A 21123-nucleotide genomic window follows, 5' to 3' on the forward strand; every position below is an offset into this window, starting at 1 on the left:
GTCGGGTTTCCTCGTCCGCGTGGGTGCGGTCAGGCGAAGAGGTCGGCGAGCAGTTCGGGGCCGATGGGGATGGGGGCGGGGCGGTAGGCGGGGGGCTGTGTGCCCATCAGCTCGCGGACCAGGAAGTCCCAGGAGCGGCCGCGGACGTAGGCCAGGCAGTCGAGGAGCGTGTGCTCGGCCCCGGGCACGATGAGCAGCTCGACGTCCTTGTTGGCGGCGATGAGCCGGTCGGCGAGCCGCAGGGTGTGGTCGGGGTGGACCTGGTCGTCCATCTCGCCGTGGATCAGGAGCAGCTTGCCGGCCAGACGGTCGGCGAGGTCCACGTTGGAGGTACGGGCCCAGGCCTCGGGGTTGTCCGCGCCGTCGTAGGTCTCCACGAAGCCCGGGTTGAAGTGGCGGGCGTCGTGGGAGCCGGAGAGGGCGACCGAGGCCTTGTACACCTCGGGGAAGTCCAGGATCGCCCGCGCCGCGGCGTACCCGCCTCCGGAGTGGCCGAACACGCCCACCCGGTCCAGGTCCATCCACGGCCGGGTCGCGGCCAGCTGCCGCAGCGCGGCGACGTGGTCGGCCAGGCAGCCCGCGTCGGCCAGACGGCCGTAGGAGGCGTCGTGGAACGCCTTGCTGCGCCCGGGGGTTCCCCGCCCGTCCAGGGCGATCACCACGAAGCCCAGCGCCGCGAGGGGTTCGGCGTCGAGGCCCATGCCGCCGGGGTCGAAGCAGGGGGCGACCCGGTTGACCTGCGGGCCGGGGTAGACGTTGTCCACCACCGGGTAGCGCTCGGCGGGGTCGAAGCCGCTGGGCCGGTACAGCACTCCGTAGATGTCGGTCTCGCCGTCGGCCGCCTTGACGCAGAACCGTTCCGGCGCCGTCCAGCCGGTGGCGGTGAGCTTGCTGATGTCGGCGCGCTCCAGCTCGACCAGCACCCGTCCGTCCCAGTCACGGACGCGCGTCACGGGCGGGGTGTCGACGGTGGACGCGGAGTCGATGAAGTAGGCCTGGTCGGCGGGCATGGTGACGGTGTGGTCGAGGTCGTCGTCGGTGAGCCTGGTGAAGCCCGAGCCGTCGAGGTCGGTACGGCACACCGTGCGGCGGTACGGGTCCTCGTCGACCAGTCCGGAGGCGGTGAAGTACACCGTCCGCGCGGCCTCGTCGACCCGCAGGATCTGCCGTACGGCCCACTGCCCGGAGGTGACCTGCCCGAGGAGCGCGCCGGTGTGCAGGTCGTAGCGGTACAGGTGGCCCCAGCCGTCGCGCTGCGAGTACCACAGCACCTCGTCGGCCAGGATCTGGATGATCGGCGGCTCGTACAGGTACTGGTTGGGCTCCACGCGGGTGGTGCCGGTCTCGCTGAGGACGGTGGTGACCTCGCCGGTGGCCGGGTCCAGCCGGTGCAGGGTGAGGGTGCGCTTGTCGCGGGGCTGGCCGAGGTAGTAGACCGCCGAGCCGTCCGGAGCCCACCACGCCCCCTTGGCGGTGACCGGCGACAGCGTCGGCATGAGCAGCGGCTCGGCCTGTGCGCGGACCGCGGTGCCCGCGGCGACGTCCAGTACGACCAGCTCGGCCTGCGGCAGGTGCTCGTCGCCGGCGTAGGCGTAGCGCTGGGTGTGCAGGAGGGGCGCGCTGCCGTCGGCGGGCCGGGCCTCCACGAGGTGGGTCTGCCGGACGTGGCGCTCATCGGTGCGGTGCGCCAGGACCTTCGTCGAGTCGGGCGACCAGGCCACCGCGGGCGGCAGGTACGGCAGGCCTATCTTGCGCAGCAGGGTGCCGTTGCCCGTGCTTTCCGGGCCGGAGCCGTAGTGGTGGCCGGGCGCGCCGTCGGTGGTCAGCGCCCACTCGCGGCCGTCGGACAGCGAGCGCGCCCACAGGTCGTGCCCGCGCCGGGACACGGCGGTCTTCCCGTCGGGTGCGGGCACGTCCAGCGGGCTGCCCGGCGGGGTGAACTCGGCCCGCTCGCAGGTGTAGCCGTCCAGGTGGCAGCGCCAGTACTCGCCGAGCGCGAAGAACTCCACGGCGTTCTGGGCCGGTTCGATGGCCATGAACGGCAGGGCCTCGGGGTCGACCTGCTGCCCGGAGGCTTCGGCCAGCGCGGCGGCGAGCCGGGCGTGGTCGAAGGCCGGCTCGCGGGTGCCCGCCGCCGGGTCGACCATCATGAACCGCCTGCCGAGGCCGGTGCTCACCGCGTACCAGAAGCGGGCGCCGCCGTCGATCCACTGCGGCCTGACCTTGTCGCCGACGACGAGCTCGCCCGGGCGGGCGGGGCGGCGGAGGAGTTCTTCCGCGGCCTGGTAGCGCTGAGTGGTGCTCATTTTCCTTGTACGTCCTCGGTGTTGGTCTTGGTGGTGACGCCACGGCGGCGCCGTCACGGCAGAGGTGCTGACGGTAGGTGAGGGCTCGGGCAAAAGCGCTGGCCAGACCGGTCGTGTGTCAGATCAGATGCTGCGGGCGGTGATGTCGCCGTAGGAGGTGGTGGCGTGGATGTTCAGGGCGGCGGCGGGACCTTCGGTGTTGCCGAGGGCGTTGTGGATGCGGCCGTAGGAGGTGCCGGCGTCGAGGGTGGCCGAGACACCGCGGGCGGCGCCGATCGAGATCCCGCCGTGCTCGGTGCGCAGGACGACCGTGCCGGCCACCGCCTCGGTGATGTGGAGGTCGCCCTTCTGGGTGGTGATCTCCGCCGGGCCGGCCAGGCGGCCGATCTGGACGTCGCCGGCCTGGAGGGTGAGGCGGGCGCTCGCGGCCTCGTCGAGCTTGACCGTGCCGTGGGCGGCCTCGAGGGCGACGTCGCCGAGGCGGCCGATGCCCTGGAACTCGGCGCTGGCGGCCTTCGCCTCGACGCGGGAGCCGGTGGGCAGTTGGACGGTCACCTCGACGGCACCGAACTTGCCGAGGATCTGGTTCTTCGCCTCCGGAGCCTCGATCCGCAGGACGCCGTCGCGGTAGTCGACCGTGGTCTGCTCCGCGGCCTTCACGTCGCGGCCCTTCGAGGCGTCCGCCGGCAGGACCTCGACCGTGGTGTCGGCCCGGTCGGCGGCGATGAACCGGACGCGGCCCGCGGGGATGTCGAGGACGGCGGAGACCGGGGCGGTGGTGTCGAACTTCTGCATGATGCTTTCCTTCGCTTCGTTTCGCTTCGCTGCGCTTGTTTCTGACGATGGAAAAGCTACGTTGCGTTCCCGGGTGCCGCAACAAGTTCGTTGCGCGGAAGCATCATCAATACAGGTGGGAGGCCATTTATCGTTGCAGTAGGTTCTGTTTCTAACGCAACGACAGCCGCCCTTTGCGTTGCGTTGGGTTGCGAGTGAACGCTATGCGCCCCGTCAGGCGCGCCAGACCCCGGTTCCTGACGGGCCGACACCTCCGGCGAGCACCGCGCGGAGCACTTCCCGAAAACCGATTGACCTGTTTATTTCCGGGGCGCGAGGCGGCCGGACGGGAAATCGAGACCGAATAACGTGAGGGCCACCGGGCCGCATTCCACGCACACTCAAGTGATAATCCGGCGGAATTCAAGCGGAGCCTTCGGCGGGAATGCAAAAAAGGCTGCCGCGATCCGATGGGGGCGATCGGATCGCGGCAGCCTGGACCGAGTGGCGAGAGCGGCTCAGCCGGCCTTGCGGCGGAAGCTGCGGTTCTGGCCGTTGGGGCCGCTGTAGCCCTTGAGCTTCAGCCGTCCCTCGTGGTTGGCCTGCTGGGAGCGGGCGGTGCGGGCCTTGCGCTCCAGAGCCTCACGGAACTTGCGCTTGCCATCGGACTCGGCGGCGTGGTTTTCCGGCGTATCAGTCATGAGTTACCTCCTGGGTTTTTTCTGGAGCCGTTTTATTGTGACATCCGAGCGGCTGTGTGGCGACCCTCTTTCCCGTTAATGGCGAAATTCAGGCGGAGAAGCGGAAGGCCCGGCCGGCACTCGGGAGGGAGTGTCGGCCGGGCCGGGGGGAATCAGGCGGCGTAGTCGGCGAGTTCCGCGGCGAGGGCTGCGTCGACCTTGGCCTTCAGGAGGGTGCCGGTCTCGCCGTGGGTCTCGGAGAGGATCTCGCCGTCCGAGTGGACCCGGGCGACGAGGTGGCCCTCGCCGTAGGGGATGAGCACCTCGATCTCGGTCTCCGGGTGCGGGAGTTCGGCCTCGATGCGGGCCAGCAGCTCGGCGATGCCCTCGCCCGTGCGGGCGGAGACCGCGAGGGCGCCCGGCTCAGCGGCCAGGAGGCGCTCGAGGGCCTCGGCGGAGGCGTTGTCGGCCTTGTTGACGACGATGACCTCGGGCACGCCCGCGCCGCCGACATCGCCGACGACCGCGCGCACGGCCTCGATCTGCGCCTCCGGGTCGGGGTGGGAGCCGTCGACCACGTGCAGGATCAGGTCGGCCTCGGCGACCTCCTCCAGGGTGGAGCGGAAGGCGTCGACGAGCTGGTGCGGCAGGTGGCGTACGAAGCCCACGGTGTCGGCCAGCGTGTAGGCGCGGCCGCCCGGGGTCTCGGCGCGGCGCACGGTCGGGTCGAGCGTCGCGAACAGGGCGTTCTGGACGTGTACGTCGGCCCCGGTGAGGCGGTTGAGCAGGGAGGACTTCCCGGCGTTGGTGTAGCCGGCGATGGCCACCGACGGGACCTTGTTGCGGCGGCGTTCCTGGCGCTTGAGGTCGCGGGCGGTCTTCATGTCGTCGATGTCGCGGCGCATCTTGGCCATCTTGTCGCGCAGCCGGCGCCGGTCCGTCTCGATCTTGGTCTCGCCGGGGCCGCGGGTGGCCATGCCGCCACCGCCGGATCCGCCGCCGCCCATCTGCCGGGACAGGGAGGCGCCCCAGCCGCGCAGCCGGGGCAGCATGTACTGCATCTGCGCGAGCGCGACCTGGGCCTTGCCCTCGCGGGAGGTGGCGCGCTGGGCGAAGATGTCGAGGATCAGGGCGGTCCGGTCGACGACCTTGACCTGGACGAACTCCTCCAGGCGGACGAGCTGCGAGGGGCTCAGTTCGCCGTCGCAGACGACCGTGTCGGCGCCCGTCTCGATGACGATGTCGCGCAGCTCCTTCGCCTTGCCGGAGCCGATGTAGGTGGCCGGGTCCGGCTTGTCCCGGCGCTGGATCACTCCGTCGAGGACCAGGGCGCCCGCGGTCTCGGCGAGCGCGGCGAGCTCGGCGAGGGAGCTCTCGGCCTCCGCGACCGAGCCGGAGGTCCAGACTCCGACCAGCACCACGCGCTCCAGGCGGACCTGGCGCTGTTCGACCTCGACGACGTCGCGCAGTTCGGTGGACAGGGACGCGACGTGGCGCAGCCCCGTGTCCTCCCGGGCGTCGATGGCCTCGGCCGCGCCGATCGGGCGGGCGGTGGCGGTGGTCGCGGTCGTGGTCGCTGTCGTGGGCTGCTCTGTGGCGGTCATGCGCTTCCTCTCAGAAGGGGTGGGTGGAGGGTTGGTCACTGGGCGAGGCGGCCGGTGAGGCGGATGTCCGCCGAGGAGGAGCCGACGCTGACGGCGCGGGCGCCGCCGGCGCTGGTCCAGGCGTGGCGTCCGGTGTCCCAGTACTGGAGCTGGCGGGCGTCGACGGGGATGGTGACGCGCTTCTCCTCGCCGGGCTCGAGGGCGGTCTTGGTGTAGCCGGCGAGCTTCTTGACTGCCTGCGGCGCGGTGACGAGGGGGCTGGGGCCGAGGTAGACCTGGACGGCCTCCTTGCCTGCGACGGCGCCGCTGTTGCGGACCGTCACGCGGACGACGGCGCCGGTGGCGGTGCGCTCCACGGCGAGGTCGCGGTAGTCGAAGGCGGTGTAGGAGAGGCCGTGGCCGAAGGGGAACAGCGGGGTGACGCCCTGCTGTTCGTACCAGCGGTAGCCGGTGTGGACGCCCTCGCTGTACTCCTGCTTGCCGTCGACTCCCGGGTACCGCTTGGGGTTCCCGGCGACGGGGTGGCCGTTCTCGGAGGCGGGGAAGGTCTGGGTGAGCTTGCCGCTGGGGTTGGCGTCCCCGTAGAGGAGGGCCGCGGTGGCCTGGGCGCCTTCCTGGCCGGGGTACCACATGTCGAGTACGGCGGCGGTGTCGTTCAGCCAGGGCATCAGCACGGAGGAGCCGGTGTTGAGGACGACGACGGTGTTCGGGTTGGCGCGGGCGACGGCGGAGACCAGGGCGTCCTGGCCGTCGGGCAGGGACAGCGAGGGGCGGTCGTAGCCCTCGGATCCCTCGTCCTGGACGAAGACGACGGCGGTCTTCGCGGCGCGCGCGGCGGCGACGGCCCGCTCGATGTTCTGCGCGGCCTGCTGGGGGGTGACCCAGGTGAGGTCGACGGAGAGCGGGCGGTCGGGCCAGGCCCAGCCGTTCATGGACACCTTGTGGGTGCCCTTGGTGAGGCTGAGGACGACGCTGGTGGTCTCGCTGAAGGAGTCGGCCGCGTAGACGGGGCTCTGGCCGTCGATCTGGAGGATGGCGAGGCCCCCGTCGACGCGTACGCCGATGCGGTAGTCGCCGTCGGCGGGGACGGTCAGGGTGCCCTCGTAGAAGGTGCGGTCGCCGCCGGGGTCGAGCTGCTTGCCGTTGGTGAAGGCGGGGCTGAGGGTCTCGGCGGGCAGCGGGGCGCCGAGCCGGTCGACGCCCGGCTCGTAGCGGACGCTGGCGCCGGCTCCGGCGCGTTCGCGCAGGGCGTCCAGCGGTGCCTTCGCGGCGTCGGGCACCACGTGGGCGCTGCCCAGGCCGGAGACCTTGGGGCGCAGGGCGCTGTCGCCGATGACGGCGAGGTCGGCGCCGGCCGGTCCGGCCAGCGGCAGTGCCGGGCGGCCGGCGACGGCGGTGTTGCGCAGCAGGACGGCGCCGTTCTCGGCGATCCCGCGGGCGGTGTCACGGCCCGCCTGGGCGTCGCGTACGGGTCGCTTGGGCGGTGTGGCATCGAGCAGGCCGAAGCGTTCCATCTGGCCGACGATGCGGGTCACGGAGCGGTCGAGGGTGCTCTGGGGGACGGTGCCGTTCGCGATCGCGGTGCGCAGGGAGGCGCCGAAGTGCTTGGAGTCGGGGACCGGGTCGGTGGGCTTGCCCATCTCCAGGCCGAGTTCCTGGTCGAGGCCCTTGGTGATGTCGGTGGTGGCGTGGGTGGCGAGCCAGTCGGACATCACCCAGCCCTTGAAGCCCCACTGTTCGCGCAGGACCTTCTGGAGCAGCTGGTCGTTGCTGCAGGAGGGGGTGCCGTTGACGCCGTTGTAGGCGCACATGACGGAGGCGGCGCCGGCTTCGACGGCGCTGCGGAAGGCGGGGAGTTCGACTTCCTGGAGGGTCTGCTCGTCGATGGCGGCGTCGATGGTGAAGCGGTCGGTCTCCTGGTTGTTGCCCGCGAAGTGCTTGACCGTGGCCATCAGGCCCTGGCTCTGGGTGCCCTTGATCTGGGCGGCCGCGGTGCGGGAGGTGACCAGGGGGTCTTCGCTGAAGGTCTCGAAGTTGCGGCCGCCGTGGGGCACCCGGATGGTGTTGACCATGGGGCCGAGTACGACGTCCTGGCCCAGCGCCCGGCCCTCGTGGCCCAGGACCTTGCCGTAGGCGGTGGCGAGGGAGTCGTCGAAGGTGGCGGCGAGCGCCGAGGGGGTGGGCAGGGCGGTGGAGCGGGCGCCGTTGAGGCGGACTCCGACCGGCCCGTCGGAGGCCTGGAGGGCGGGTATGCCCAGGCGGGGTACGCCGGGCAGGTAGCCGACGCCCCGGGCGAGGGGTCCCCCGGTGGGGCCGGCCGTCCAGTGGACGAAGGACAGCTTCTCGTCGAGGGTCATCTTCGCGACGAGGGCGCGGACGCGCGGGGTGCCTTCCGCGGCGGCCTCGGTGGCGCCGGCGGGGGCCGCGGTGAGCAGGCCGCTCGTGCAGAAGAGCACCGCCGAGAGGGCGAGCAGTCGTGGGGCGCGGCCGGGGCGCCACCGCCCGCGTATCCGGAATGTGCTGCGGAGGCGGGGGTTTCGCTCCCCTGACCTGCGGGACGGCATGGGGGTCTCCTGGTTTCGGGCGTGCGGCGCCCCGGTTCGGGCGCCGGGTATGCGTACGTCCACGCTTCCGGAGATCGGGGCCGGGGACGAGGTCGCCCGGCCACACTCTTCGCGGTCGCCCGCTCCGGCGGCCACAGGCCGTGCGGGAGCGGGGTCGTGGGGGCTCCGCCCGGGGCGGCGGGCCGGTACGGGCGGCCCGCAGCGGGCGGGCGGCGGGGTGCGGGCGGCTTCCGGTGGTGGCCCGGCCACCACCCGGGACGGGGGCGGCCGGCGGGGCGCGGCGGGCGGGTGCGGGCCCGGTGGCGGGGCGGGAAGTGTGTTTCCGGCCGACCTGGGCGCGGGGGCGGCCGGCGGGGACGGTGGAGGGGATCGACCGACCTGCCCCGGCCTGGCTGTTTCGGGGTGCCGACCCCGAGGAGCGTCATGAGGGCCATTCACCCGGCGATGGAAGCCGAAAGCCTGTCCCGTGTCCCGTCCGCGGAGGTACGGGCGCTGCGCGCCTCGGTCCTGGGGTCGCTGCGCCGCCGGGACCAGCGCCACAAGGGCGAGCTGTACGTGCACGGGCTGCTGCACGCTCCGGGCCGCAAGACGATGCGCAATCTCGCCGCGAGCACCGACGAACGGGCCGCGGAGCAGAGCCTGCACCACTTCATCAGCTGCTCCACCTGGGACTGGTCGCCGCTGCGCGCGGAGCTGACGGCGGCTCTGGAGCGGCTGCTGGCGCCGCGGGCCTGGGTGGTGCGGCCGCTGGTGATCCCGAAGACGGGCCGTCATTCGGTGGGTGTGGGGCGGCGGTTCGTGCCGCAGCTGGGGCAGGTCGTCAACAGCCAGCACGGGTACGGGCTGTGGCTGGCCTCGGGTGCGGCGGCGGCGCCGGTGAACTGGCGGCTGTCGCTGAGCGGGGACTGGCTGGACGACACGGAGCTGCGCCGGCGGGCCGCGATACCGGAGGACTCGGTGGACGCGGGCGCCGGGGAGGCCCTGGCGGTGGAGATGGTCGTGGAGGCGGCCGGGTGGAGCGGGTCGGCGCTGCCGGTGGTGATGGACGCCCGGGAGGAGGCCGTACTGCCGCTGGTGGAGGCGTTCTCGGCGGCCGGGCTGCCGTTCATGATGCGGGTGGGAGCCGGTACGGGGCTGCTCGCGCCGAACCTGTCGGCGGGGCGCAGCCGGGCCGTGGCGGGGTCGGCGGGCGGGCTGGCGGAGCTGGCCCGTTCGCAGCGGCGGCCGGTGCAGTGGTCGGACCCGGCCTGGCCGGGGCGGGCGCAGACCTCGCTGGTGGCGCTGCTGCCGGTGCGGCTGCCCGGTGGTCCGCCGGCGGAGCGGCCGCTGACGCTGGTCGGGGTGTGGTCGCCGTCCTCCCGGGAGGTGTCCGAGCTGTGGCTGACCAGCCTGCCCGGGGCGGGCCGGGGCACGCTGCTGGGGCTGGGGCAGCTGATCGGGCGGGCCGACGCCGACTTCCGCGACACGAGCCTGCCGGTGGGCGCCCTGGACTTCGAGGGGCGTTCCTACCACGGCTGGCACCGGCACGCGACGCTCGTGTCGCTGGCGCACGCCTCACGGCTGCTGGAGGCGGGCGCCCACCGGGGCGGCGGGGCCTCGGTCACGTCGTTCCCGCTGACGGGGGGCCGGAGGGTGCGGGGTCGAGGGCGGTTCGGGCCCGTTGCAGCCGCAGGGCGAGCTGAAGTTCCAGTGCCTGGTCGGGGTGTTGCCAGTCACGGCCTAGCAGCTGGGTGATGCGTTCCAGGCGGCGCGAGACCGTGTTGGGGTGGACGTAGAGGATCTCGGCGGCGCGGGTGGGGCTGCCGGCGGCGCTGAACCAGCCCTGGAGGGTCTCCACGAGGTTGCCGAAACGTTCCGCGTCGTGTTCCAGGAGCGGGCCCAGGGTGCGTTCGACGAACCCGGCGACGTCGTGGTCCTCGGCGAGCAGCATGCCGAGGAAGCCGAGTTCGCCGGCGGCGGCGGACCGGCCGGTGCCGCCGAGCGCGGTGAGGGCCTCCAGGCAGCGGACGGCCTGCCGGTAGGCGTGGTGGACGGTTTCGGCGCCCCGGGCGGGTCCGCCGGCGCCCGCGGTGACCGGGGCGCCGGTGGTGGCGGAGAGTTCGGCGCGCACCCGCGCGGCGGCCGCCCCCGGGTCCTCCCCGGGCAGCAGCAGCACCAGCCGCTCGCCCTGCGCGGTCTTCATGCCGCGGTGGCGGCGTACGTAGGCGGCGGCCCAGCTGTCGACCAGCCCGGCGGCCCCGGTCCCGGCGTCGGCGACGACCACGACGTGCGGGCGGTGCAGTTCGGCGGCGAACCGGCGGGCCCGCTCCACTAGCCGCTCGGGCGGTGACTCCCAGGTGGTGAGGTCGGCCAGCAGGTCGTCGCGGACCTGGCCCTCCACGAAGGTGGAGCGCTGCATGACCAGCAGCAGGGAGACCGTGCGGGCGTAGGACAGCAGGAGCCGCTCGCCGGGGACGACAGGGGAGTCGGCGTGGGAGCCGGCGCCGCCCTCGCCGGGGTGGAAGAGCAGGCAGCCGGCGTCCTCCGACCGGACGGTCAGCGGGACCACCCAGGTGCCGTCGGACAGCGGGCAGGCGACGCCGGTGGCCGCCGCGTTGAGGCGTACGCGGGCCAGTTCGGCGGGGTCGGCGGCGGGCACCCGGCCGTGTTCGCCGAGGCGTTCGCCGGCCGGTCCCCGTACGGCGAGGCCGCCGCCGAGTTCGGCCGCGGCGCGGGCGAGGAGCGCGTCGAGGCCGATGCCGTCGAGGACGAGCTGGACGAGGTCGTCCTGGACGCTGCCCGCGCGCAGGGCGTCGCTGAGCGAGGCGCGCACGCGCGAGCCGGCCCGGGCCAGTTCGGCGTTGGCGGTGTGGACGCCCTCCAGCAGCCGGGCGGTCTGGATGGCGGTGGCGGCGAGGTCGGCGAGGGAACGCATGAGGGCGACCTCGTCGGGCGTGAAGTGGTGGATGCCGCGCGCGGCGGCGTACAGGTACCCGATGTGCCGGTCCTCGGCGCACAGCGGTACGCCGAGCACGGCCTGCAGGGCCTCGGCGTGCAGGATCTCGTCGAGGGCCGAGGCGTGGGTGGTGCGGTCGTCGGCGAGGTGGTCGGCGGTCCAGAAGGGGGTGGGGGCCTCGCCGGGGGTGACGGCGGGCACCGCTCCGGCGGGGATGCGGTAGCCGACGGTGAGGGCGCTGACCGCGCCGTCGGCGGTGGTGACGGTGGCCCCGCCGCCGTCCTCGTCGAGCAGGACCGTGCAGGCGAGGTCCATGTTCGTCATGAGCCGGGCCCGGCGGGTGATCAGGCGCAGGGTCGCGTCGAGGCTGCCCGGCCGGGTCAGGTCGCGGGCGGCGTCGACCAGGGCGGCGAGTTCGGACTCGCGCCGGCTGCGCCGCTCGAAGAGGGCGCTGACCTCGAGGGCGAGGCCCCGGGCGCGTTCCAGGCGCTCGGGCCGCGCGGAGGCGGACGAGGCGGACGAGGCGCGGGCGCGCGCCAGGAGCTGGTCGTAGGCGCGGGCGGGTGCCTCGCTCGCGAGGAGTTCGAGGACGCGCAGGACGTCGTCGTCGGTGTGCGGGTCCTCCCCTGTCACAGCTGTCCCCCAACAGATGATGCGGCCGGATCGTTCGGTGGCCGGGAAGGTAGCTTCCGGCGCGAACGAGCGTCAACCGGCTCTCGGGGGATGCGGGCGGTCGGGGAGGAGGTGGCCCGGCCACCGCCGGCGGCCCTCGGCAGGGCCCGCGGTGTGCCCGTGGCACCTGTCCGGTTTCCCGGGCGGGGGCTAAGGGGGTGTCCTGTGGGCCAGCCCGGCCTGGCCCACAAGACACCCCCCTACGCTGGAGGGTTCGCCCGCAGGCGCGCCCCGGCCACCGCTCCGCCGCTGCTCAGGGCGGTACGGGGGCAGTACGGCGGCCCGTGCGCGGGGCCCCGCCGGCCGCCCGGGGCGGCCGCGCGGGCGGCCGGCGTCCGGCGGTCCGCGAGCGGTTCTGGCTCACACCGCAGGCGGACTTCCAGCCCCGGCACCCGGCCCGTACGCCCGCACTCGGGGCCGTAACGCCCCGGCGCGCCGGGCCCGTACGCCCCGGGCTCGGGCCGTGCGCCAACGGCTCAGGCCGTACGCCAAGGGCTCAGGCCGTACGCCCCGGGATCGGGCCGTACGCCCAGGGCTCAGCCCCGTACGTCGAGGGCTCAGGCCCGTACGTCGAGGGCTCAGGCCCGTACGCCGAGGAACAGGCCGCGGCCGGACGGACCGCCCTCCAGGAACTCGACCTCGAGCCCGGCCCGTACGAAGGCCCGCTCGTACGCGGCCCGCTCGAAGAGCGTGATCAGGTGGGTCTCCGCGAGGTGGGTGATGTCCTGGCCCGGCTCGGCGATCAGGTAGTGGACGTCGATGCGGGTGGCGTCGCCCTCCAGCCGCGAGTGCGAGACGCGGGAGATGGTCTTGCCCTCCGCCTCCACGATGGACGAGCCGACGAACCCGGGGGTGAAGGTCTGCGGGAACCACCAGGGCTCGACCACGACGACCCCGCCCGCGGGGTCCAGGTGCGCCGCGAAGCGGGCGAGGGCGGCGTCGAGTTCGTCCTGGTCGCGCATGTGGCCGATGGAGCTGAACATGCAGGTGACGGCGGAGTGCGTGGTGCCGAGGGCGAAGTCGCGCATGTCGCCGAGGTGCACGGGCACCCCCGGGTTGCGGCGCAGCGCCAGCTCGCGCATGTCCGGGGAGATCTCCACGCCCTCGGCGGACTCGAACAGGCCGGTCAGGTGCTCCAGGTGGAGTCCGGTGCCGCAGGCCACGTCGAGGACGCTGCAGGCGCCGGGCACCCGGGAGGTGATCAGGCCCGCGAGGTCGGCGGCCTCACGGGCGTAGTCCTTGCCCTTGCCCTGGTGGACGAGGTCGTAGAGGCGGGCGATGCCGCCCGCGTAGCCGGTGGTCACGAGGGGTCTCCTTGGCCGGGGTGGGGGGAGGTGCGGCGGCGGTACTGGCCGGCCAGCCGCTCCAGGGTGGGTACGAGCTCGGCGGGTGAGGGCGCGGCCAGGGCCTCCTCGCGCAGCCGGCGGGCGCCGGCGGCGAGCGAGGGGTCCGTCAGGGCCCGTACGACGGCCTCGCGCAGGGTGGCGGCGTCCAGCTTGGCGGGCGGCAGGTCGATGCCCGCGCCCGCTTCGGCGTGGAGTTCGGCCTTCAGGGGGGCGTCCCACAGGGAGCCCACCACGATCTGCGGTACGCCGTGCAGGGTGGCGGTGTAGCCGGTGCCGGCGCCGCCGTGGTGGACGATGGCCGCGCAGGTCGGCAGCAGCGCGTCCATCGGGACGAAGTCCACGGCCCGGATGTTGTCGGGGAGGCCGTCGCGGTCCTTCAGCTGGCTCGCGTCGAGGGTGGCGACGATCTCGGCGTCGACGTCGCCGAGGGCGTGCAGCAGCTCCTCGAAGGGGACGGAGTCCCGGCCGTAGGTCTCGCGCGCCGAGACGCCGAGGGTGACGCACACCCGGGGCCGGGTGGGCGGGGCGAGCAGCCAGTCGGGGATCACCGAGGGCCCGTTGTACGGGACGAAGCGCATCGGCAGGACCTCGCCGGGCACCGGTATGCGCAAGGCCTCGGGGGCCGGGTCGACGGTCCACACCCCGCCGGTGATCTCCTCGATCGCGGCGGCGTCGGGGGTGACGCCGAAGCGTTCGAGGGTCCAGGTGAGCCACTCGGCCATCGGGTCCTCGCGGCGCTCCTCGGGCTGGGCGGCGCTCAGTTCGAGGAACTGGCGCCGGGCGTTCAGGACCACGTCGGGGCCCCACAGCACGCGGGCGTGGGCCGCGCCGACGACGTGCGCGGCGATCGGGCCGGCGTAGGTGAAGGGCTCCCACAGGACCAGGTCGGGCTGCCAGGCGCGGGCCAGCGCGACCATGTCGTCGATCGTCGTGTCGCCGTTGAGCGGGGCGAAGGACATGGCCGTCATCATGGTCTGCTGCCCGAGGGCGTGCTCCCAGCCGAGCGGCCCGGTGCGGGTCTGCGCGAAGTCGAGGCCCTGCTGGTAGGGGGTGGGGTCGCCGCCGATCTGCGTCATCAGCTCCACGATGGAGTCGAGGTCGCCGACGGGTACGGCGGTCAGCCCCGACCCGTTGATCACCTCGGTGAGGGCGGGCTGGCTGGCCACCCGGACCTCGTGTCCGGCGGCGCGCAGCGCCCAGGCCAGGGGCACCAGGTTGTAGTAGTGGGTGTTGTGCGCGAAGCACGTGATCAGGACGCGCATGGCATCCGCTCCCCCTTGTCCGGTTCAGGCGTTGGCGTTCTTGGCGACGGGCTGGCGGGCCGGGGCGCGCAGCACGGGCGAGCGCAGCCGCGTCACCGGGTCGCCGGCCGTGCGCAGGCCCGGGAGGGTCTCGGCGAGGACGCGCAGCGCGGCGCGGGCGATGGCCTCGATCAGGTGCGCGGAGAGCCCGAAGTGCAGGTCGGCGGGGAGGCCGAAGGGCGGGGCGTGCGGCGCGGCCTGCGGGTCGCGGTTGACGGCGGCGACGAGGATGCTGACGCGGGCGCCCGCCGGGAGTTCGGTGCCGGCGAGGGTGACGGGAGTGCGGACGGTCCGGGATTCCAGCCGTACCGGGGGCGCGGTGCGCAGGGTCCGCTCGACGGCGGCGCCGGCCCCGCCGGGGTCGGCGGCCAGGGCCTGCCAGGCGCCGGGCTCGGCGAGCAGGTCCCGGACGGCGTGGGAGATGAGGACGGCGGTGGGTTCGGCGGCGCTGAGCGCGAGGATGCGGGCGGCGCGCACGGTGTCGGCGGTGGACTCGTACAGGGCGTCCGCGAGGAGGGCGTCCATGGCGCTCTCCGCCGCCTCGGCGGCCAGCGCGGTGGCGTGGGTCTGGGGGCACAGCATGCCGTCGAGGGCGTACCGGCAGTCGGGCAGGAGGCGGGCGAAGGTCTCGTGCGCGGCTTCGGGCAGGCCGAGCTGTTCGGCGAGTACCGGTCCGGTCAGGCGCCGGGCGAAGTCCTCGGCGAGGTCGAAGCGTTCGCCGAGGCCGGCCAGGAGCGTACGGGACCACGTGCCGGCCCGCTTCTCCACGCACGCGGCGTCCTCGGCCCACAGCAGGGGTCCGCCGAAGGCGGTGAGCGCGGCCAGCGGGGCGGCTTCGGCGCGGCTGAGGGTGAGGACGGCGCTGCGGAAGGGCAGCGGGTCCCCGCCGGGGGTCTCGTCGGCGGGGCCGGTCCCGTCGAAGGCGGGGTCGTCCAGGATCCGCTGGGCCACGGCGCGGTCGGCGGTGACCCAGGTGTCGAGCAGGGTGCTGTGGTGGAGCGGGCCGAGGGCGCGGAGCTTCTCCTCGGCCGCGTTGGGTTCCTCGGTGCCGGCGCGCAGGACCAGACCGTAGGGGTCGGCTTCGATGCCCGCGAACCACTGGGCGGCCCGGGTCAGTTGGTTCCTGCGGGCGCGGCGGGCGGTGCCTTGGCCGGGGCCCTCGGTCAGCAGCTCGGAGGTCATGTTTCTCCTCGTCATCGGGTGCTGCCGGGCAGTGCGTCCAGCCAGGCGTCGACGGCGCGGGCCGTGGCCGGGGCGTGCTCGGTCATCATCGTGAAGTGGTTGCCGGGGACGTCCGTGACGGTGTGGGCGGTGTCCCAGGCGGATCGCCAGTCCTCGCGGGGGTCGGTCCACGCGGCCATGGGTTCGGTGGCGCGCAGGTGCAGGACCGGGGCGCGGGTGGGCTCCGGTGTCCAGTCGAGGAGGATTCGGTGGTAGGCGCCCATGGCGGTGAGCCGGGTGTCGTCGAGGGGAACAGGGGTGCGGTCCATCGCCCATCGCAGCATGACATCCCGCCAGACGCCCATGGCTCCGGGCGCGCTGGGGGTGTAGATGTCGGCGAGCACGAGGGCGGCGGGGCCGCCCGCGCCGCGGCGCTCCAGGTGCCGGGCGAGCGCGTGGGCGGTGTTGGCGCCGGCGGAGTGGCCGATCAGCGCGTACGGGCGGCCGGCGGCGAGGCGTTCGACGGCCTCGGCGTGCGCCGCGCACAGCGCCTCGAGGGAGTCCGGCAGCGGTTCGCCGGACCGGAACCCGGGCTGCGGCAGCGCGGCGACGTCCCGCCGCCCGGCCAGGGCCGCGGCGAACGCGGCGAACTCCATGGGCCCGGACACGGCGGCGGTCCCGGCGCAGCCGATGAGGAGCAGCCCGTCGCCGGCCGCTCCCGCGGGGGCGGCCGGGTGCCCGGCGGGGCCGCCGGGGTCACCGGTGGTGGCGGGGTGACCCGCCGCCCCGCCGGAGCCGCCGGCAGCCGGAAGGCCGGCCGCAGGGTCGGCCGGGCCTTCCGCCAGGTGGACCGGGGTGACCGGGTGGGGCCGGTCGCGGGTGAAGACGGGGCGCAGGGCGGACAGGGCGCCCAGGGCGTCGACCGCTTCCGCGACCCTGCCCTCCCCGACCGCGCCGCGGTACAGCGCGGCGAGCGTGCCCTCGCCGGCCCGGAGGCCTTCGGCCGTGTCGGCGGAGCCGGCCGGGGCGGCGAGGTGTTCGGGGTCCTGGAGGAGTTCCAGGAGGTGGCCGGTGAGTGCGGCCGGGGTGTCGTGGTCGAAGAGGGCCTCGGGGGCCAGGGCGAGTCCGGTGGCGGCGGTGAGGCGGCGGCGCAGCTGGGTGACGGCCAGCGAGTCGAAGCCGATGAGCAGGAAGCGGGCGTCCGCCCCGACCTCGTCGGTGTCCGCGTACCCGAGTACGGCGGCGGCCTCGTCGCGGACCAGCCCGAGCACGGCGGCCCGGCGCTCACCCGCCTCCAGGCCGGCCAGTCGGCGACGCAGCTCGCCCGGTCCGTCGCCGGTGGCGGTCCCCCCGGGGCCGTGGCCGAACCCGGTACCGGAACCGAAGCCCGTGCCCGGCCCGGGGCCCGTGCCGAAGGCAGCGCCGGAACCGGAGCCCGGCCCGGGGCCCGAGGCGAGGCCCGGGCCCGCAGGCGTGAGGGGGGTGATCAGGGGGCTGGGGCGGTAGGCGGTGAAGCCTTCGGCGAAGCGGGGCCAGTCGGTGTCGGTCACCGTCACCGTGGCCTCGCCGGCGGCGATGGCGCGGAAGAGTTCCGTGAGCGCCGCCCCGGGGTCCATGGGCCGCACTCCCCTGCGCCGCAGGTACTCCGTTCCCTCGCCCTCGCCCATGCCGCCGCCGCCCCACAGGCCCCAGGCGACGGAGGTGGCCGGCAGGCCCTCGGCGCGGCGGCTGACGGCGAGGGCGTCGAGCCCGGCGTTGGCGGCCGCGTACGCGCACTGCCCGGCACTGCCCCAGACGCCCGCGCCCGAGGAGTACAGGACGAAGGCGTCCAGGCCGTGGGGGCGGGTGAGTTCGTCCAGGTGGCGGGCGCCGGCCAGCTTCCCGGCGTACACCTCGGCGAAGGCGTCGGGGCCGGTGTCGGTCAGCGCGCCGACCTGCGGGACGCCGGCCGCGTGGAAGACGCCGGTGAGGGGGGCGTCGGCGGGGACCTCCGCGAGGACGGCGGCGAGCGCGTCCCGGTCGGCGAGGTCGCAGGCGGCGAAGGTCACCTTGGCGCCGAGGGCGAGCAGTTCGGCCTCCAGCGCCTGCCCGCCCGGGGCCTGCCGGCCGCGCCGGCCGACGAGCAGCAGGTGGGACGCGCCCTCGGCGGCGAGCCGGCGGGCGAGGTGGCCGCCGAGCGCCCCGGTGCCGCCGGTGACCAGGACGGTGCCGCTCGGGCGGTACGGGTGCTCGGGGCGGGGCGTGGCGGCGGGCGCGAGCCGGCGCCCGTACGGGCGGCCGCGGCGGACGGCGATCTGGTCCTCGGCCCCGCCTAGGGCGGCGGCGAGGGCCCGCCAGTCCTGGTCGTCGGCGTCCTCGGGCAGGTCGGCCAGGCCGCCCCACAGGGTGGGGAGTTCGAGGGCCGCGACCCGGCCGAGGCCCCACAGCTGGGCGGCCGCGGTCCGGGGGCGCTCGCCGGGGGTGACGGCCACGGCGTTCCGGGTCGCGCACCAGAGGCGGGCGGTCACGGACTTCTCCTCCATGGCCTGGGCGAGGGACAGGGTCGCCCGGACTCCGGCGGGCACGGCGCCGGTCGCGGGCTGCTCCCGATCATCGGCCCCCAGGAGGGAGAGGACGCCCTGGAAAGTCCGGGCTGTGTCACCTTCGGCCTCGCCGGGGCGTACGTCGAACAGCGCGGCCAGCCCGGCCCGGTCGGCGCGGTCGGCGTCGACGGCCACCCGGTGGACCCGCGCGCCGAGGGCCGTCAGAGCCCGTTCGGCGGCATCGGCGAAGGCCGCGTCGGCCGAAGCGGGATCGGCCGAAGCGGGATCGGCCGAGGGGGCGTCGGCCGAAGCGGCGTCGGCCGAGGGCTCGATGAGCAGCCAGGTCCCGGTGAGCCGGCCCCCGGCCGCCTCGGCGAGCGGCTGCCAGGCGACCTGGTAGCGCCCGATCCCGCCGGCCGCCGCGGCGGCGCCGGAGCGGCCCCGGGGCGTCGGCGCGATCCAGAACCGCCGGTGCTGCCAGGCGTACACGGGCAGCGGCGCCGGGCGGGCGCCGGACCCGCCGAAGAGGCGGGCGCGGTCCAGCGCGGCGCCCCGGCCGGCGGCTACGGCGACGGCGCGCAGCAGGGTCTCGGCCTCGGGGCGGCCGCGGCGCAGTACGGGGACCAGCGCGGGTTCCTCGTCACCGGCGGAGCCGGGAGAGCCCGAGGAGCCGGGGGAACCGGGAGAGCCCGCGAGGACCTCTTCCGCCATGGCGCACAGCACCCCGTCGGGGCCGAGTTCGACGAAGGTGACGGCGCCCAGCTCGCGGGCGGTGCGCACCCCGTCGGCGAAGCGGACGGCGGAGCGGACGTGGCCGGCCCAGTAGGCCCCGGTGCGCAGGTCCTGGCCGGTGGCGCGCAGCCCGGTGACGTTGGAGACGACGGGGATGCGGGGGGCGCGGTAGGTGAGCCGGTCCGCGAGGGCGCGGAACTCCTCCAGCATGGGGTCCATGAGCGGGGAGTGGAAGGCGTGGCTGACGGTGAGCCGCTTGGTCTTCCGGCCCCGCTCGGCCAGCCGGGCCCCGATCGCCCCGACGGCCTCCTCGGTGCCGGAGACGACCACGGAGCGGGGGCCGTTGACGGCGGCGAGGTCCGCCGCGCCCGGGTGCTCGGCCAGCAGGGCGCGCACCTCGTCCTCGGCGGCCCGTACGGAGAGCATCGCGCCGCCGGCCGGCAGGGCCTGCATCAGGCGGCCGCGGGCGGCGACGAGGGCGCAGGCGTCGTCGAGGTCGAGTACGCCGGCCACGTGCGCGGCGGCGATCTCGCCGACGGAGTGTCCGAGGAGCACGTCGGGCCGCATGCCCCAGTGCTCCAGCAGCCGGAACAGGGCCACTTCCACGGCGAACAGGGCGGCCTGCGCGTACTGGGTGCGGTGCAGCAGCTCCTCGTCCCCGCTGCCGGGCACGGCGTCGAGGACGGCGGCGAGCGGCCGCTCCAGGTGCGGGTCGAGGCGGGCGGCGACGGCGTCCAGCGCCTCGGCGAACACCGGGTGCGCGGCGCGCAGTTCGCGGGCCATGCCGGGGCGCTGGCTGCCCTGCCCGGTGAAGAGGAACGCGGTCTTGGCGTCCCGCCGGCGCACGCCCCGCACCACCGCCGGGGAGGGGGCCCCGTCGGCGAGGGCGTCGAGGCCGCGCGCGAGTTCCCCGTAGGAGGTTCCGAGGATCACGGCCCGGTGCTCGAAGGCGGTGCGGGTGGCGGCGAGGGAGTAGCCGATGTCGGTGGCGTGCGGGGCGGCGCTGGCGAGGTGCTCGCGCAGCCGGCCGGCCTGGGCGCGCAGCGCGGCCTCGGTGCGGCCGGAGACGAACCACGGCACGAGCGGCAGGGGCACGGCCGGCCCGGCGGGCTCCGCCGCCGGGGCGGGCGGCGCCTCCTCCAGGATGACGTGCGCGTTGGTGCCGCCCACGCCGAAGGCGGAGACCGCGGCCCGGCGCGGCCGGGTGCCGGCGGGCCACTGCACGGCCTCGGTGAGCAGCCGGACTCCGCCCGCCGACCAGTCGACGTGCGGGGTGGGCTCCTCGGCGTGCAGGGTCTTGGGCAGCAGGCTGTGGCGCAGGGCCTGGACGGTCTTGATGACGCCGCCGACGCCGGCGGCGGCCTGGGCGTGGCCGATGTTGGACTTGAGCGAGCCGAGCCGCAGCGGCCGCTCGGCGGGCCGGTCCTTGCCGTAGACGGCGAGCAGGGCCTGCGCCTCGATGGGGTCGCCGAGGCGGGTGCCGGTGCCGTGGGCCTCGACGGCGTCGACCTCGTGCGGCTCGAGGCCCGCGTCGGCGAGGGCCTGGCGGATGACCCGCTGCTGGGAGGGGCCGTTGGGGGCGGTCAGGCCGTTGCTGGCGCCGTCCTGGTTGACGGCCGAGCCGCGGATCACGGCGAGGACGGTACGGCCGTGGCGCCGGGCGTCGGAGAGCCGCTCCAGGACGAGGACGCCGACGCCCTCGGCCCAGCCGGTGCCGTCGGCGTCCGCCGAGAACGCCTTGCAGCGGCCGTCCGCGGCCAGCCCCTTCTGCCGGGAGAACTCCACGAACGCGGCCGCGTCGGGCATGACCGCGACCCCGCCCGCCAGTGCCAGGGAGCTCTCGCCGCGGCGCAGCGCCGCCACCGCCAGGTGCAGGGCGACGAGCGAGGAGGAACAGGCCGTCTCCACCGTCATGGAGGGCCCCTCCAGGCCCAGGGCGTAGGAGATCCGGCCGGACAGCACGGCGTCCGCGCTGCCGGTCAGCAGGTAGCCCTCCGAGCCTTCCGGGATCCGGTCCAGGTCGGTCGCGTACTCGGCGTGCGCGGCGCCGACGTACACGCCGGTGCCGGTGCCGCGCAGGGAGCGCGGGTCGAGGCCGGTGCGCTCCAGCGCCTCCCAGGAGGCCTCCAGCAGGAGCCGCTGCTGGGGGTCCATGACGAGGGCCTCGCGGGGCGAGATGCCGAAGAAGGCGGCGTCGAAGTCCCCCGCGCCCGCGAGGAACCCGCCCCGGTCGCAGTACGTGGTGCCCTGCGACTCGGGGTCCGGGTCGTAGAGCCCGTCCAGGTCCCAGCCCCGGTCCTCGGGGAAGGGGGCGATGGCGTCCCGCCCGGCGGCCACCAGGTCCCACAGGCCCTCCGGCGAGTCGGCCCCGCCGGGGTAGCGGCAGGCCATGCCGACCACCGCGACGGGCTCGTGCGCGGCCTCGGCCAGCTCCCGGTTGAGCTTGCGCAGGCGCTCGCTCTCCTTCAGCGAGGTGCGGAGCGCCTCCATGAGCTTTTCGGAGGACATGGCCATCGGTGGGATCCC

The 21123-nt window shown here is 75.1% G+C and carries 10 protein-coding genes and 1 pseudogene; 1 reads left to right on the forward strand and 10 read right to left on the reverse strand.

The genetic code is table 11. From position 1 onward, the window contains the following. Positions 1 to 29 precede the first annotated feature (29 nt). From OOK34_RS32555 to OOK34_RS32575, 5 genes are all read right to left on the reverse strand, one after another. Positions 30 to 2306 (reverse strand): DPP IV N-terminal domain-containing protein, encoded by a 2277-nt coding sequence (locus OOK34_RS32555; protein WP_267037747.1) that lies wholly within the window; start codon positions 2304 to 2306, stop codon positions 30 to 32. A 123-nt stretch (positions 2307 to 2429) separates the two neighbouring features. Further along, positions 2430 to 3101 (reverse strand): DUF4097 family beta strand repeat-containing protein, encoded by a 672-nt coding sequence (locus OOK34_RS32560; protein WP_267037748.1) that lies wholly within the window; start codon positions 3099 to 3101, stop codon positions 2430 to 2432. Between the two features lie 497 nt (positions 3102 to 3598). Next, complete coding sequence (locus OOK34_RS32565; RefSeq protein ID WP_267037749.1) at positions 3599 to 3781, reverse strand: DUF5302 domain-containing protein; 183 nt, start codon at positions 3779 to 3781, stop codon at positions 3599 to 3601. Positions 3782 to 3933: 152 nt separating this feature from the next. Continuing rightward, positions 3934 to 5364, reverse strand: a complete 1431-nt coding sequence (gene hflX, locus OOK34_RS32570) for a GTPase HflX (RefSeq protein WP_267037750.1) — start codon at positions 5362 to 5364, stop codon at positions 3934 to 3936. A gap of 35 nt (positions 5365 to 5399) precedes the next feature. Beyond that, positions 5400 to 7820 carry a beta-glucosidase gene (locus tag OOK34_RS32575; protein ID WP_267037751.1) on the reverse strand — a complete coding sequence of 807 codons (2421 nt, stop codon included), beginning with the start codon at positions 7818 to 7820 and terminating at the stop codon, positions 5400 to 5402. A gap of 552 nt (positions 7821 to 8372) precedes the next feature. Here OOK34_RS32575 and OOK34_RS32580 point away from each other — a divergent pair. Further along, positions 8373 to 9116, forward strand: a pseudogene (locus OOK34_RS32580) (transposase); the annotation flags it as partial. A 412-nt stretch (positions 9117 to 9528) separates the two neighbouring features. Here OOK34_RS32580 and OOK34_RS32585 read toward each other — a convergent pair. The 5 genes from OOK34_RS32585 to OOK34_RS32605 form a co-directional block, all read right to left on the reverse strand. Next, positions 9529 to 11496: a helix-turn-helix domain-containing protein gene (locus OOK34_RS32585; protein ID WP_267037752.1), complete on the reverse strand. Its 1968-nt coding sequence runs from the start codon at positions 11494 to 11496 to the stop codon at positions 9529 to 9531. A gap of 617 nt (positions 11497 to 12113) precedes the next feature. Next, positions 12114 to 12839 carry a trans-aconitate 2-methyltransferase gene (locus OOK34_RS32590; RefSeq protein ID WP_267037753.1) on the reverse strand — a complete coding sequence of 242 codons (726 nt, stop codon included), beginning with the start codon at positions 12837 to 12839 and terminating at the stop codon, positions 12114 to 12116. Continuing rightward, entirely contained in the window at positions 12836 to 14143 is a 1308-nt protein-coding gene (locus OOK34_RS32595) for an activator-dependent family glycosyltransferase (protein WP_267037754.1), read from the reverse strand. Before OOK34_RS32595 ends, OOK34_RS32590 begins: the two co-directional genes overlap by 4 nt. A gap of 24 nt (positions 14144 to 14167) precedes the next feature. Then, positions 14168 to 15364, reverse strand: coding sequence for a hypothetical protein (locus OOK34_RS32600; RefSeq protein ID WP_267037755.1), 1197 nt, complete (start codon positions 15362 to 15364; stop codon positions 14168 to 14170). A gap of 11 nt (positions 15365 to 15375) precedes the next feature. Next, positions 15376 to 21111 carry a type I polyketide synthase gene (locus OOK34_RS32605; protein WP_267037756.1) on the reverse strand — a complete coding sequence of 1912 codons (5736 nt, stop codon included), beginning with the start codon at positions 21109 to 21111 and terminating at the stop codon, positions 15376 to 15378. Positions 21112 to 21123: the final 12 nt, after the last annotated feature.

The organism is Streptomyces sp. NBC_00091, assembly GCF_026343185.1.
Lineage (GTDB): Bacteria > Actinomycetota > Actinomycetes > Streptomycetales > Streptomycetaceae > Streptomyces.